The following is a 13,711-nucleotide window of genomic DNA, read 5'->3' as shown; positions in this document are numbered from 1 at the left end:
CCGATGCCGTGAGGCACCGGAACCGGGTGGCATCGACGGATTTCCCGGCGGATGTGGTGATCAATGCGAACAGATGGGGATGTCCGATCTGTGATGAGAGATAGAGGATCACATATGGCGGGCATGGACGGGCCGGTCAACGACGCCCTGCTGCGGCTGGGCCGGCATCTGCGCGCCGGGACGGTCTCCGACGACCTGCGGACGCTGCACCAGATCGGCGGCCGCCAGGCCGACGCCTTCTACCGGGACCGGTGGAGCCACGACAAGGTGGTGCGTTCCACGCACGGGGTGAACTGCACCGGTTCGTGCTCCTGGAAGGTCTACGTCAAGGACGGGATCATCACCTGGGAGGCGCAGCAGACCGACTACCCCAGCGTGGGGCCGGACCGGCCGGAGTACGAGCCGCGGGGCTGCCCGCGCGGCGCGGCGTTCTCCTGGTACACCTACTCGCCCACCCGGGTGCGGTTCCCGTACGCGCGCGGAGTGCTGGTGGAGATGTACCGGGAGGCCAGGGCGCGGCTGGGCGACCCGGTGGCGGCCTGGGCCGAGATCACCGGCGACCCGGACAAGCGGCGCCGCTACCAGTCGGCGCGGGGCAAGGGCGGGCTGGTGCGCGTCACCTGGGACGAGGCGACCGAGATGATCGCCGCCGCGCACGTGCACACGATCAAGACCTACGGCCCGGACCGGGTCGCCGGATTCTCCCCGATCCCGGCCATGTCGATGGTCTCGCACGCCTCCGGCGCCCGGTTCGTGTCGCTGCTGGGCGGCACCATGTTGTCGTTCTACGACTGGTACGCCGACCTGCCGGTGGCCTCCCCGCAGATGTTCGGCGACCAGACCGACGTGCCGGAGTCGGCCGACTGGTGGGACGCGGCCTACCTGATGTTGTGGGGCTCCAACGTGCCGGTGACGCGCACGCCGGACGCGCACTACATGACCGAGGCCCGCTACCGGGGCCAGAAGGTCGTGGTGGTGGCCCCCGACTACAACGACGCGACCAAGTTCGCCGACGAGTGGATGGCGCCGCACCCGGGCACCGACGGGGCGCTGGCCATGGCCATGGGGCATGTGATCCTGCGGGAGTTCTTCGTCGAGCGGCGGGTGCCGTACTTCACCGACTACGTCAAGCGCCACACCGACCTGCCGTTCCTGGTACGGCTCCGCGAACACCCCGAAACCGGGGCGTACGTGCCGGACAAGTTCCTCACCGCCGCCGACCTGGGCGAGGAGAGCGAGCAGGCGGCGTTCAAGACGGTGCTGCTGGATGCGGCGACCGGCGAGCCGGTGGTGCCCAACGGCTCGCTCGGCTTCCGCTACGGTCCCGAGGGCGAGGGCCGCTGGAACCTGGACCTGCAGGGCGTCGACCCGGCGCTGACGCTCGACGACGGCGAGGGCGGGTCCACCACGGCGGTGGCGTTGCCCCGCTTCGACCAGGACGGCGCCTCCGGCGGCGCCGACGGCGTGATACTGCGCGACGTGCCGGTCCGGCAGGTCGCCGGCCATCCGGTGACGACGGTGTTCGACCTGATGCTCGCCCAGTACGGCGTAGGACGTGAGAATCTTCCCGGTCAGTGGCCGGCGTCGTACGACGACGCGCAGGCGCCGTACACCCCGGCCTGGCAGGAACGGATCACGGGAGTGCCGGCGGCGCAGGTGGTGAGGATCGCGCGGGAGTTCGCGCGCAACGCCGAGGAGTCGCACGGCCGCTCGATGATCATCATGGGGGCGGGGACGAACCACTGGTTCCACTCCGACACCATCTACCGGGCGATGCTGGCGCTGACCACGCTGACCGGCTGCCAGGGCGTCAACGGCGGCGGCTGGGCCCACTACGTCGGCCAGGAGAAGTGCCGGCCGGTCACCGGGTGGGCGCACATGGCGTTCGGCACCGACTGGTCGCGCCCGCCCCGGCAGATGATCGGCACCGCGTTCTGGTACCTGCACACCGACCAGTGGCGCTACGACACCTACAGCGCCGACGTGGTGGCCTCGCCGCTGGCCTCGCGCGGGGCGTTCGCCGGCAAGGCGACGGCGGACCTGCTCTCGCAGTCGGCGCGGATGGGCTGGATGCCCTCCTATCCCACCTTCAACCGAAACAGCCTGGAGCTGGCGGACGAGGTGGCGGCCTCCGGGCAGGAGGCGGGGCCGTACGTCGCGGCCAAGGCGGCCTCCGGCGAGCTGGGCTTCGCCTGCGAGGATCCGGACGCGCCGGCCAACTGGCCGCGGGTGCTGACGGTGTGGCGGGCCAACCTGCTGGGATCGTCGGCCAAGGGCAACGAGTACTTCCTCAAGCACCTGCTGGGCGCCGAGGGGGCGGTGCGCGCGCACGAGGCCGCACCCGAGCAGCGGCCCGCCGACGTGACGTGGCACGAGCAGGCGCCGCAGGGCAAGCTGGACCTGCTGCTGTCGCTGGACTTCCGGATGACGTCGACGACGCTGTTCTCCGACATCGTGCTGCCGGCCGCCACCTGGTACGAGAAGCACGACCTGTCCTCGACCGACATGCACCCGTTCGTGCACGCCTTCAGCCCGGCGATCGACCCGCCCTGGCAGACCCGCACCGACTTCGCCGCCTTCCACGCCGTCGCCAAGGCGTTCAGCGCGCTGGCCAAGACGCACCTGGGCGTGCGCAAGGACGTGGTGGCGGTTCCGCTGCTGCACGACACCCCCGACGAGTACGCCAACCCCCACGGCGTGGTGGACGACTGGCGGGCCGCGGGCACGGTGCCCGTCCCCGGCAGGAACTTCCCGAAGATCACGGTGGTGGAGCGGGACTACGGCGCGATCGCCGAGAAGATGGCCGCGCTCGGACCGCTGCTGGACACCCTCGGCACCACCACCAAGGGCCTGACCTACCAGGTGACGGCCGAGGTGGAGCGGCTGGGCCGGATGAACGGCACGGTGCGCGGCGGCGTGGCCGACGGACGGCCCAGCCTGGCGCGCGACGTCGACATGTGCGAGGCGATCCTGGCGCTGTCGGGCACCACCAACGGGCACTTGGCCGACCAGGGCTTCGCCACCCTGGGCCGCCGTACCGGCACCAGCTTCGACGGCCTGGCCGATTCGCACAAGCAGATCACCTTCGCCGACACCCAGGCGCGCCCCGTCCCGGTGACCACCTCGCCGGAGTGGTCGGGCAGCGAGACCGGCGGGCGCCGGTACTCGGCGTTCACCATCAACGTCGAGCACCGCAAGCCGTGGCACACCCTCACCGGCCGCCAGCACTTCTTCCTGGACCACGACTGGATCCACGAGGCGGGGGAGGCGCTGCCGGTCTACCGGCCGCCGCTGAACATGACGGTGCTGTTCGGCGAGCCGGGCATCGGCGAGGGCGGTGAGCAGGGCGTCGACGGGATCACCGTGCGCTACCTGACACCGCATTCGAAGTGGTCGATCCACTCCGAGTACCAGGACAACCTGCTGATGCTCACCCTGTCGCGGGGCGGGCCGAACATCTGGATGAGCCCGGCCGACGCCGGGCGGGCCGGGATCCGCGACAACGACTGGGTGGAGGCGGTCAACCGCAACGGCGTCGTGGTGGCGCGCGCCATCGTCTCGCACCGCATGCCGACCGGGACGGTGTACATGTACCACGCCCAAGAAAGGGTGGTGGACGTGCCCAAGAGCGAGATCTCCGGCAAGCGGGGCGGCATCCACAACTCCCTCACCCGGCTGATGATCAAACCAACCCATCTGATCGGCGGCTACGCCCAGTTGTCGTTCGCGTTCAACTACCTGGGGCCGACCGGTAACCAGCGCGACGAGGTCACCGTGATCCGCCGCCGCAGCCAGGAGGTCGACTACTGATGCGCGTCATGGCACAGCTGGCCATGGTCATGAACCTGGACAAGTGCATCGGCTGCCACACCTGTTCGGTCACCTGCAAGCAGGCGTGGACCAACCGGGCCGGCACCGAGTACGTGTGGTTCAACAACGTCGAGACCCGGCCCGGGCAGGGATATCCCCGCACCTACCAGGATCAGGAGAAGTGGAAGGGCGGCTGGGAGCTCAACGCCCGCGGCCGGCTGAAGCTGAAGGCCGGGGGGCGGCTGAAGAAACTGTTCTCGATCTTCGCCAACCCGCTGATGCCGTCGATCCAGGACTACTACGAGCCCTGGACCTACGACTACGACCGGCTGTTCTCCGCGCCGATGCAGGCCGACACGCCGGTGGCGCGGCCCCGCTCGCTGATCACCGGTGAGCCCACGAAGATCAGCTGGAGCGCGAACTGGGACGACAACCTGGCCGGGGCGCCGGAGCTGGCTCCTTCCGACCCGGTGCTGCGCAAGGTGTCGGACCAGGTCACGCTCTCCTTCGAGCAGGCGTTCATGTTCTACCTGCCGCGGATCTGCGAGCACTGCCTCAACCCCTCGTGCGTGTCGTCGTGCCCGTCGGGGGCGATGTACAAGCGCTCGGAGGACGGGATCGTGCTGGTGGACCAGGACCGCTGCCGCGGCTGGCGGATGTGCGTGACGGGCTGCCCGTACAAGAAGGTGTACTTCAACCACCGCACCGGCAAGGCCGAGAAGTGCACGTTCTGCTTCCCGCGGGTGGAGGTCGGCCTGCCCACCGTCTGCTCGGAGACGTGCGTGGGCCGGCTGCGCTACATCGGGATCATCCTGTACGACGCCGACCGGGTGACGGAGGCCGCCTCGGTGGCCGACGACAGGGCGCTGTACGAGGCGCAGAAAAGCGTGATGCTGGATCCGCACGACCCGGCGGTGATCGCCGCCGCGCGGGCCGAGGGCATCCCGGAGGACTGGCTGGAGGCGGCGCGCCGTTCCCCCATCCACAAGCTGATCTTCGAGTTCGGGGTGGCGCTGCCGCTGCATCCGGAGTACCGGACGATGCCGATGGTCTGGTACATCCCGCCGCTGTCGCCGGTGGTGGACGTGCTGGCCGAGACCGGGCACGACGGCGAGGACGCCGGGAACCTGTTCGGCGCGATCGACGCGCTGCGCATCCCGATCGGCTATCTGGCCGAGCTGTTCACCGCCGGGGACCCCGAGCCGGTGCGCGGCGTGCTGCGCCGCCTGGCGGCGATGCGCTCCTACATGCGCCGCCTCAACCTCGGGCAGAAAGCCGACGAGTCGATCGCGGCGGCGGTCGGCATGACGGGCGAGGGCATCGAGGCGATGCACCGGCTGCTGGCCATCGCCCCCTACGGCGAGCGGTACGTCATCCCCAAGGCCCACGCCGAGCAGGGCGCGCAGCTGGAGGAGCTGGCCACCGGGTGCAGCCTCGACTACGACGGCGGGCCCGGCATGGGCGGCCCCTTCGGCGAGGCGTCGGGGCGGCCCGCGCCGATCGCGGTGGAGAACTTCCACGCGCTGCGGGAGCGGCAGGCCGGCGACGACATCGACGACGCCCACGAACTGCGCGGCCGGGTCAACCTGCTCAACTGGGACGGCAAGGGCACCCCGGACGGGCTGTTCCCGAAGAACGGGAAGAAGGAGTCATGAGCGCGCTGAGCGAAGGCGAGCTGCGCACCGCCCACATGGCGGCCTCGGTGCTGCTCGGCTACCCCGACGACACGTTGTACGGCGGGCGGCGGGTGCTGGCCTCCTCGGTGGCCGCCCTGCCCGCGGGGCGGGTCCGCACCCACCTGGAGGCGTTCCTGTCCCACGTCGAGGCCACACCCCGCACCGAGCTGGCCGCCCACTACGTGGCGACCTTCGACCTCAAGCGGCGCTGCTGCCTGTACCTGACCTACTACGGCTACGGCGACACCCGCAAACGGGGCGCGGCGCTGCTGCGGTTCAAGCACGCCTTCCGCGCGGCGGGCTTCGAGCTCGCCGACGGAGAGCTTCCCGACCACCTGGCCGTGGTGTGCGAGCTCCTCGCCCGCGGCGCGGTCCGCGAGGGGCGGCGGCTGCTGCTGGAGAACCGGGCCGGCCTGGAGCTGCTGCGCACGGCGCTGGAGACGGAGGACTCGCCGTACGCCGACGTCGTGGCGGCGGTGCTGGCGACGTTGCCGCCGGCCGGCCCGCGCGAGAAAGAGGCCGCGCTGCGCCTGGCGGCCTCGGGGCCGCCGGCCGAGGAAGTCGGCCTGGAACCCTACGCCGTGATGGAGGCAAGCCGGTGAACGCACTCGATGTGCTGCTGTGGGTGGTGGCGCCGTACGTGGCGCTGACGGTGTTCGTCCTGGGCCACGTGTGGCGCTACCGCTACGACAAGTTCGGCTGGACCACCCGCTCGTCGCAGATGTACGAATCGAGGCTGCTGCGCATCGGCAGCCCGCTGTTCCACTTCGGCATCCTGGTGGTGGCGCTGGGCCACATCGGCGGCCTGGTGATCCCCAAGAGCTGGACCGAGGCGGCCGGGATCAGCGAGGAGGCCTACCATCTGGTCGCGGTGGTGCTGGGCACGATCGCGGGCGTGGCGACCCTGGGCGGCATCGCGATCCTGATCTACCGGCGGCGCACCGTCGGCCCGGTGTTCACCGCCACCACCCGCAACGACAAGCTGATGTACGCCGTCCTGGCCGTGACGATCGTGCTCGGCCTGGTCGCCACCGTGATGGCCAACATCGTCGGCGGCGGCTACGACTACCGCACGACCATCTCCCCGTGGTTCAGGTCGATCTTCTACTTCCAGCCGGACCCGGCGCTGATGGCGGGCGCGCCGCTGCTGTTCCAGCTGCACGCGCTCAGCGCGCTGCTGCTGTTCGCGATCTGGCCGTTCACCCGGCTGGTGCACATGCTGACCGCCCCGGTCGGCTATCTGACCCGGCCCTACGTCGTCTACCGCAGCCGCGACGAACAGCGGGCCGGGACCCGCGCGCCCCGCCGGGGCTGGGAGCCGACCTCCCGGTGAACGGGAGCGGACTGCTCAGGAGCGGACGAGGCGGGCGATGGCGTCGGCGGCCTCCTTGACCTTGGCCTCGGCCTCGGCGCCGCCCTTGGCGGTGGCGTCGGCCACGCAGTGCGCCATGTGCTCCTCCAGCAGGGACAGGGCGAAGGACTGCAGGGCCCGGTTGGCCGCGGAGACCTGGGTCAGGATGTCGATGCAGTACTTGTCTTCTTCGACCATCCGCTGCAGGCCGCGCACCTGCCCCTCGACGCGGCGCAGCCGCTTGAGGTGGTCCTGCTTGTCGTGGCTGTATCCGGCCATGTGCCCGCCTCCGGTCGTCCTCGTTCCCCCTCCATAACACTATACCCCCCTACGGTATTTCGGATTGCGGGATTCGTCGTCACCGGATGAGGGCGGCCGGGGGAAACGGACGTAGGATCGCGATGTGATCTCCGCTCGCGGGCCGGGACCAAGGAGGGGTTCATGGGCAGGGTCATCTACTGGATGAACACCTCGATCGACGGCTACATCGAGGACTCCCGCGGTGGCATGGACTTCATGGACCCGGGCGAGGACTTCCGGCAGGCGGCGAACGACCATGTCCGCCGGACCGCGGCGTTCCTGTTCGGGCGGCGGCTGTATGAGGCGATGGAAAAGCCCTGGACGCAGGAGCTCGGCAAGGAAGGCGCCCCGGCCCTCGAGCGGGAGTTCGCCCGGTTCTACAGGGAGACGCCGCGGTACGTCTTCTCCGACACCCTCCAGACCGTCCCCGAAGGGCTCACGATCGTCCGCCGCAAGGACGCCGTGTCCGCGGTGACGCGCCTCAAGCAGGAGATCGACGGCACTCTCCAGCTCGGCGGCCCCGAGCTGGCCGCCTCCCTGCTGGACCTGATCGACGAGTTCTGGGTGTACGCGTTCCCGGTGATCATCGGGGGCGGCAAGCCGTACCTGCCCGTGGGGGAAGAACTGCGGCTGCGCCTGGTCGAGCACCGTTCCTTCGCCTCGGGGATCGTGTTCCGGCGCTACGTGCGCCCCTGACCGGCCGGGAGCGGGCCCCGCGCGGGCGCACCCGCGCGGGGCCCGGCGGCGGGACGGCCGCCGCCCGGGCGGGATCGGTCGTGCTCAGGCGGGATCAGCCGGCGGGCTCGCCGAACCAGCGGGAGAGGCGCTCGTCCAGGTCCTGCTGATCGTCGCCGATCCAGGCGACGTGGCCGTCGGGGCGCAGCAGGACGCACGGAACGTCCAGTGCCGCAGTGGGATCCGCGAGGTAGTCGACCCGGTCCGACCAGCCGCCGGCCGTCAGGCGTTCGGTGCGATCCAGCAGCAGGCCGCGGCCGCGGTGCAGCAGACCGTACAGGCGGCCCTGTTTGACGTCGATGTCGCGCATGCGGCGGCCGAGCAGGTCGGGGCCCTCGCCGAAGTCGTAGCGGACGCCGATCGCGGCGATCTTCTCGATCAGATGGCGGTTCACCTCGTCGAAGTCCATCAGCTCGGTGAGCAGCCTGCGCACGGCCTGCGGGCCCGGTCCGGGGGACAGCAGCTCCGTCTGGGCGCGGGTGTTGTCCAGCACGTCCTCGGCGACCGGATGACGTTCGGCCTGGTAGGTGTCCAGCAGGGTTTCCGGCGCCCAGCCGCGGATCTGCGCGGCCAGCTTCCAGCCGAGGTTGAACGCGTCCTGAACGCCCAGGTTGAGGCCCTGCCCGCCGATGGGCGGATGGATGTGCGCCGCGTCGCCGGCCAGCAGCACCCGTCCGACCCGATAACGTTCGGCCAGCCGGGTGGCATCCCCGAAGCGGGACAACCAGCGCGGGGAGTGCACGCCGAAATCGGTTCCGGCGATGGCGCGCAACTGTTGCCTGAAGTCCTCGAGGGTGGGCGGTTCCGCACGGTCGCCGACTCCCGCGGCGGGGACCACGACGCTGTAGACCTCCGTGCCGAAGGGCCGCAGCCAGAACGGCCGATGGATCTCGCCGACCCCGGCCACCCTGGCGGCGATCTCCTCCTGCGGCACGCCCACCTCCATCTCGCCCATCAGCGTCTCGGTCCGTGAGGGCTCGCCGGGGAAGCCGACGCCGAGCAGTTTGCGCACCGTACTGCGCCCGCCGTCGCAGCCGACGAGATAGCGCGAACGCAGCCGTTCCCCGTCGGCCAGCTCGACGGTCACACCCTCGTCGTCCTGCTCGAAACCGGCGACCGCGCAACCGCGCCGGATCTGCGCGCCCAGTTCGATCGCATGCTCTTCGAGCAGACGTTCGATGACCGGCTGGGGGATGCCGAGCAGATAGGCGTACGCGGAATCCAGGCCCTTGGGCACGGGTTTGGGGATGGCGGCGAAGAGACCACCGGCCGGACGCTGCCTTCCATGCCGGAGGATGCGCTCCAGCAGTCCGCGCATCGCCATCAGCTCGAGACTGCGCATGTGCAGACTGACGATGCGGACGAACGACGCGGGCTCGGTCTCCTTCTCCAGGACGAGTACCCGCACATCGTGCAGCCGCAGTTCGGCGGCCAGCGTCGCGCCGGTCGGCCCGCACCCGGCGATGATCACATCGAACATGAGGGGCGCGCGACCGGCGCCGGAGGCCGGCGGCCGGAGAACCCCGGGGACGTCGCCCACCGTGGAGCCGGGCCCGCCCCTGTCGTCCGACGGCGGCTCGGCGGCGACCTGTGAAGAGTGCATAGGTGTTGCCTTTCAGGAGTGCCTTGTGGCGAGGCGCTCCCGGCGACGCCTACGTCGATCGCCCGACCGCGACGGGAAGGGGGAGCACCCACATCGATACAGCGTTCATGGGGCTCACCTCCTCGGGCGGTGTCACGGTCAGCTGCAAGTTACAAGCCCGGGGATCATCCCGTCCACCCCTTTCCGTGCGAGGTGACTTTCCATGCGAGGTGACTTTCCATGCGAGGTGACTTTCCGCGCGAGGTGAACGGATATCCGGATGAGGGCGGTGCGCGGGGCTCATATCCTCATGGACCATGACCGTGGGCTTTCTGTTCTGTGCCGATCCGCTCCGGCCCCGGCGGGTCGATCCGCACTTCGCCGCGCAGATGCTGGCCGTACGGGACAGGGACGGGCCCCTGGCGCTGATCGATCACGATGCGCTGGTGGCCGGCCGGGCCGAGGAGGCGGTGGCGCGGGTGCCCGAGGGGTTCGGCCCGGTGTGGTACCGCGGCTGGATGCTCCGGTCCGGGCAGTACGCGGAGCTGGAGGAGGCGCTGCGGGCCAGGGGCTGCCGCCTGCTCACCGACGCCGGCCGCTACCGCCGCGCCCATGAGCTGCCCGGCTGGCTGCACTGCTTCCGGGAGCTGACGCCGCGCACGGCCGTGGTGCCGATGGCGCCGGGCGAGCGCGCGCCGCGCGGGCAGCGGCTGGCCCGGCTGGCGGGCGGACTGGGGGAGACGGGCTTCGTGGTCAAGGACTACGTGAAGTCACGCAAGCACGAATGGGCGGAGGCGTGTCACGCGCCGGACCCGGAGGCGTTGGAGCGGGTGGCGGCCCGGTTCGTCGAGTTGCAGGGGGAGGACCTGACCGGTGGCCTGGTGATCCGGCAGTTCGAGCGCTTCACCGGGGCGCAGGTGCGGGTGTGGTGGGTGGACGGGGAAGCGGTGTTCGCCGGGCCGCACCCCGACAGTCCCGAAGACGTCGTCGGGCGGCCCGAGATCCTGGACGAGGTGCGCGAGGCGGTGCGGAACCTCGGCGTCCGGTTCGTCACGACCGATCTCGTACGGCGGGCCGACGGGGTCTGGCGGGTCATCGAGGCGGGCGACGGGCAGGTGAGCGACTGGCCGTCCGCGGCCGACCCCGGGGTGCTGGCCGATGCGCTGCTCACGGCCAAGGGGTAAGGCTTCCGCTTGGCAGCCCGGCCGCCCGGCCGGATCGCCGGAACATAAGCAATGAAGAAGGATTCCAGAAATGCGGTTCGCAATTTCCGTGCAAAGGGATCGGTCGCCCTGTCCTGTCGGGCGAGAAAATACGGATATCGCCGATGACCTGCACTGACAATCCATCCGGGATGCATATTTTTCTACCCGGGAGTTGAATTCTTCTTCTTGTCGTATATCCGGTGTAACAGGTCCCCGTGGCATCCGTCGGTGAATCTCTACGCTGGCCGATAACGCTTTTCTGGTCGAGGTGCCCGCGTCCCTGCGCCGGCAGGGGCGCACGGCGGCGGTGGATCCGGCCGCCGCCCCCGTCCGCATGTCAATCCCTCACGGAATCGGAGAAGGCAATGGCCAGCATGGAGGTCTCCCTCAAGGAGATGATGGCGATCGACGGCGCCCTCGGCGCGGTGGTCGTGGACTACAACAGCGGGATGGCGCTGGGCTCGCTCGGCGGCTCCAAGGACCTGGACCTCCAGGTCGCCGCGGCGGGGAACACCGAGGTCGTCAAGGCCAAGCTCCGCACGATGGAGTCCCTGGGCCTGAAGGACACCATCGAGGACATCCTCATCACCCTCACCCGGCAGTACCACGTGATCCGGCCGATCACCGGCCGGAGCGGCAAGGGGCTCTTCCTCTACCTCGCGCTCGACCGCACCCGGGCCAACCTGGCCCTGGCGCGGCACCATCTGCGCGCCATCGAGGAGAAACTCGAGGTCTGAGAGACCGCCTCTTCTGGCGCCGGTGGTCCTCCGTTCAGAGGGTCAGGTTCAACCGGGGCCGCTGCAGAAGTCGTTTGGCCTCCCGGAGCCCGCTGAGCCAGGCGCCGTCGACCACGGCGAAACGGGGATGCGTGGCTTCGCCGGCGAACAGGACGCGTCCGTGGGGCGCCTCCATCGCGGCCAGGTCGGCGATGCCCTCCCGGGCGTCGCTGTCGCGGGCGAGGCTGGAGTAGCAGCCGCGGATGTACGGATCGACGGCCCAGTCCGTGGCCGCCGCCGCGGTCGGTTCCGGGGCCTTCCCCCCGGTGGCCTGGTCGATGATCTGGCGGACCTGGGCGATCCGCTCGTGTTCGGGGAGGGCGGCGGTGGCCGCGGCCCGCGAGCCGGGGTTCAGGGCCACCATCACGGGCCGCTCGTACCACGCGGACAGATCGAGGATCAGCGGCCAGGCGCGGTCGGGGCCGGCGACGACGATGTGCTGTGGCTTCCCGTCCCGCCACAGCGGACGCGGGTAGGCGAGGGCGACCTTCTCGAAGGCGCCGAAGCCCATCCGCCGGATCGCCGTCGCCTTGGGGGCGGGCAGGACCGGGTCGAAGGCGATCGCATCGGCTTTGAGCACCCCGAGCGGCACGGTGATCAGGACGTGGCCGGCCTGCAGCTCGCCGTGGTCGTGGACGACGGTCACGCCGTCGGCGCGCTGGCGGATCCGCCGTACCGGCGTGCCCGTCCGGATGTCGAGCCCGGCGGCCAGGGCCTCGACCAGGGGCCCGTAACCGCCCCGGGGGAACCTGTCCCGGTCTCCCATGGCCCCGCCGCTGAGGAACTCCGCGGCGTTCCCCAGGCCGAGCCGGTCGGCGTCGACACCGTCGTACAGGCTGAGCAGGGCCTCCACGGTGGTCGCCGCCTGCGGGGGGACGCCGCCGGCGAGGCTGTCGATCGCCTCCCGCAGGGACATGCGGTTCCCCTTCCGGCGCGCCAGGCGGGGAAGATCACGTTCGAGGGCGCCCATGAGGCCGGTGAGCCCGTCCGCCAGGCGCGGATCGGGGAACCGCCCGGTGGCGCGGTTCAGCACGCTCGCGGAGCCCAGCAGGTGGTCGACGACCGCGGGCAGCAGCGGCGTCCCGAGTGCGTCGAACACCGGCAGCAGCGGTGATCCGGTGCCGTCGTGCACCCACGCCGCGCCGAGGTCGACCGGCACCCCGTCCAGGTCGGCCGTGTGCAGGCGGCCGCCGACCCTGTCCCGGGCCTCGAGGACGGTGACCTCCACGCCCGCCTGGTGCAGCGCCCTGGCGGCGATCAGGCCGGCGATCCCCGCGCCGACGACCGCCACCTTGGTGACCCTTCCGGGAGGCGCGGCGGGCACGCGCGAGGTGCCGTCGTCCAGGACCAGGTCACGGCCGCCGGGGCCGGTCGGCGGTGTGTCCGTCGAGACCGGCTGTGACTCGCACCCCGTCGCTCCCAGCCCCGCCGTCGAGAGAAGGCCCGCCAGCAGCGTCCGTCGTCCGAGCGATCTGCCCCAGCATTTTTTCATCATCATGATGATTAAAATAAACTACTGTGTTGTGGAAGACAAACCTGCCGTTCGCAACAGCCGCCGTGGCCGGCCCGACATGGCCGTGGTCCGGCGGCAGCAGATCGTGAACGCCTTCCTCGCCCTGATCTGCGAGAGGGGCCTGGAATCGGTGAGCCTGGACGACGTCGCGGCCGCCTCGGGGGTGCAGCGCTCCGTCATCCGCCACTACATGGGCAACCGGGCGCAGCTCGTGCACGACGCCGCCGCGACCCTCATCGAGCGCTACAGCGAACTGATCCGGGGTGCGGTCGGGGAACGGCCGGGCGCGCGAGAGATCATCCGCTACCTGTTCAGCCGTGAATGGACGGCCGACGCGGACTTCCCGGACCGCGCCTTCGACGAGCTCTTCCACGAGGCCGCACGCGACCCCGCCCTCCGCGACCGGCTGCGCGGCGCCTACGACCTGCTGGTGGAGCTGCTGGCCGCGGGCATCCGGCTCGACCGTCCCGACCTGCCGCCCGACGCCCCGGCTGAACAGATCGCCTACCAGATCGTCTGTCTGGCCGAACACAACGCCGCCATGCAGCGACTGGGGTTCCCGCCCGGGCAGGCGGCCGCGGCGCAGGCGCTCGCTCGACGGCTCGCCGCCGGCGATTGACGAACGGGGTGCCGACGGCGGCTTGCGGCGGCGCGGCCGGGGGAGGGGCGCGCCCGCTCAGGCGTCCGGCCGATCACCAGCCCGCCCGCTCAGGCGTCCGGCCGATCACCAGCCCGCCCGCTCAGGCGTCCGGCCGATCACCAG

At 70.8% G+C, this 13,711-nt stretch carries 11 protein-coding genes; 8 read left to right on the top strand and 3 right to left on the bottom strand.

The window, feature by feature from the left end:
- Positions 1-114 precede the first annotated feature (114 nt).
- Genes Plo01_RS38035 through narI form a run of 4 tightly spaced genes read left to right on the top strand, consistent with a single transcriptional unit; the run spans position 115 to position 6,819 of the window.
- Positions 115-3,810 carry a nitrate reductase subunit alpha gene (locus tag Plo01_RS38035; RefSeq protein WP_203895651.1) on the top strand — a complete coding sequence of 1,232 codons (3,696 nt, stop codon included), beginning with the start codon at positions 115-117 and terminating at the stop codon, positions 3,808-3,810.
- Positions 3,810-5,465 (top strand): nitrate reductase subunit beta, encoded by a 1,656-nt coding sequence (gene narH, locus Plo01_RS38030; RefSeq protein ID WP_203895650.1) that lies wholly within the window; start codon positions 3,810-3,812, stop codon positions 5,463-5,465. Before Plo01_RS38035 ends, narH begins: the two co-directional genes overlap by 1 nt.
- Positions 5,462-6,088: a nitrate reductase molybdenum cofactor assembly chaperone gene (narJ, locus tag Plo01_RS38025; RefSeq protein ID WP_203895649.1), complete on the top strand. Its 627-nt coding sequence runs from the start codon at positions 5,462-5,464 to the stop codon at positions 6,086-6,088. The genes narH and narJ overlap by 4 nt, the downstream gene beginning before the upstream one ends.
- A complete protein-coding gene (gene narI, locus Plo01_RS38020) occupies positions 6,085-6,819 on the top strand; it encodes a respiratory nitrate reductase subunit gamma (RefSeq protein WP_203895648.1) in 735 nt (244 codons plus the stop codon). The genes narJ and narI overlap by 4 nt, the downstream gene beginning before the upstream one ends.
- 15 nt (positions 6,820-6,834) lie before the next feature.
- Here narI and Plo01_RS38015 read toward each other — a convergent pair whose 3' ends face one another.
- A complete protein-coding gene (locus tag Plo01_RS38015; protein ID WP_203895647.1) occupies positions 6,835-7,116 on the bottom strand; it encodes a metal-sensitive transcriptional regulator in 282 nt (93 codons plus the stop codon).
- A 162-nt stretch (positions 7,117-7,278) separates the two neighbouring features.
- Here Plo01_RS38015 and Plo01_RS38010 point away from each other — a divergent pair, with 162 nt between their 5' ends.
- A complete protein-coding gene (locus Plo01_RS38010; protein WP_203895646.1) occupies positions 7,279-7,833 on the top strand; it encodes a dihydrofolate reductase family protein in 555 nt (184 codons plus the stop codon).
- A gap of 94 nt (positions 7,834-7,927) precedes the next feature.
- Here the strand turns inward: Plo01_RS38010 and rox are convergent, their stop codons facing one another.
- A complete protein-coding gene (gene rox / locus Plo01_RS38005) occupies positions 7,928-9,352 on the bottom strand; it encodes a rifampin monooxygenase (RefSeq protein WP_203895670.1) in 1,425 nt (474 codons plus the stop codon).
- Between the two features lie 419 nt (positions 9,353-9,771).
- Between rox and Plo01_RS38000 the strand changes: the two genes are divergently transcribed.
- Together Plo01_RS38000 and Plo01_RS37995 are read left to right on the top strand one after the other, a co-directional pair.
- The gene (locus tag Plo01_RS38000; RefSeq protein WP_203895645.1) at positions 9,772-10,638 is read left to right on the top strand and encodes an ATP-grasp domain-containing protein; all 867 of its coding nucleotides are present in this window, start codon (positions 9,772-9,774) and stop codon (positions 10,636-10,638) included.
- Positions 10,639-11,024: 386 nt separating this feature from the next.
- A complete protein-coding gene (locus tag Plo01_RS37995) occupies positions 11,025-11,396 on the top strand; it encodes a hypothetical protein (protein ID WP_203895644.1) in 372 nt (123 codons plus the stop codon).
- 34 nt (positions 11,397-11,430) lie between these two features.
- Here the strand turns inward: Plo01_RS37995 and Plo01_RS37990 are convergent, their stop codons facing one another.
- Positions 11,431-12,933, bottom strand: coding sequence for a flavin monoamine oxidase family protein (locus Plo01_RS37990; protein WP_203895643.1), 1,503 nt, complete (start codon positions 12,931-12,933; stop codon positions 11,431-11,433).
- Positions 12,934-12,958: 25 nt separating this feature from the next.
- On the opposite strand from Plo01_RS37990, the gene Plo01_RS37985 reads away from it, so the two are divergent.
- Positions 12,959-13,567: a TetR/AcrR family transcriptional regulator gene (locus Plo01_RS37985; protein ID WP_203895642.1), complete on the top strand. Its 609-nt coding sequence runs from the start codon at positions 12,959-12,961 to the stop codon at positions 13,565-13,567.
- The last annotated feature ends 144 nt before the right edge of the window (positions 13,568-13,711 follow it).

Origin of the sequence: Planobispora longispora (assembly GCF_016863135.1) — a bacterium.
Classification (GTDB): domain Bacteria; phylum Actinomycetota; class Actinomycetes; order Streptosporangiales; family Streptosporangiaceae; genus Planobispora; species Planobispora longispora.
This window is presented reverse-complemented; position numbering and strand designations above follow the sequence as displayed.

Coding starts and splice junctions, on each gene's coding strand:
- Plo01_RS38035 (WP_203895651.1), top strand. CDS start 115: ATGGCGGGCATGGACGGGCCGGTCAACGACGCCCTGCTGCGGCTGGGC.
- narH (WP_203895650.1), top strand. CDS start 3,810: ATGCGCGTCATGGCACAGCTGGCCATGGTCATGAACCTGGACAAGTGC.
- narJ (WP_203895649.1), top strand. CDS start 5,462: ATGAGCGCGCTGAGCGAAGGCGAGCTGCGCACCGCCCACATGGCGGCC.
- Plo01_RS38015 (WP_203895647.1), bottom strand. CDS start 7,116: ATGGCCGGATACAGCCACGACAAGCAGGACCACCTCAAGCGGCTGCGC.
- Plo01_RS38010 (WP_203895646.1), top strand. CDS start 7,279: ATGGGCAGGGTCATCTACTGGATGAACACCTCGATCGACGGCTACATC.
- rox (WP_203895670.1), bottom strand. CDS start 9,352: ATGTTCGATGTGATCATCGCCGGGTGCGGGCCGACCGGCGCGACGCTG.
- Plo01_RS38000 (WP_203895645.1), top strand. CDS start 9,772: ATGACCGTGGGCTTTCTGTTCTGTGCCGATCCGCTCCGGCCCCGGCGG.
- Plo01_RS37995 (WP_203895644.1), top strand. CDS start 11,025: ATGGCCAGCATGGAGGTCTCCCTCAAGGAGATGATGGCGATCGACGGC.
- Plo01_RS37990 (WP_203895643.1), bottom strand. CDS start 12,933: ATGATGATGAAAAAATGCTGGGGCAGATCGCTCGGACGACGGACGCTG.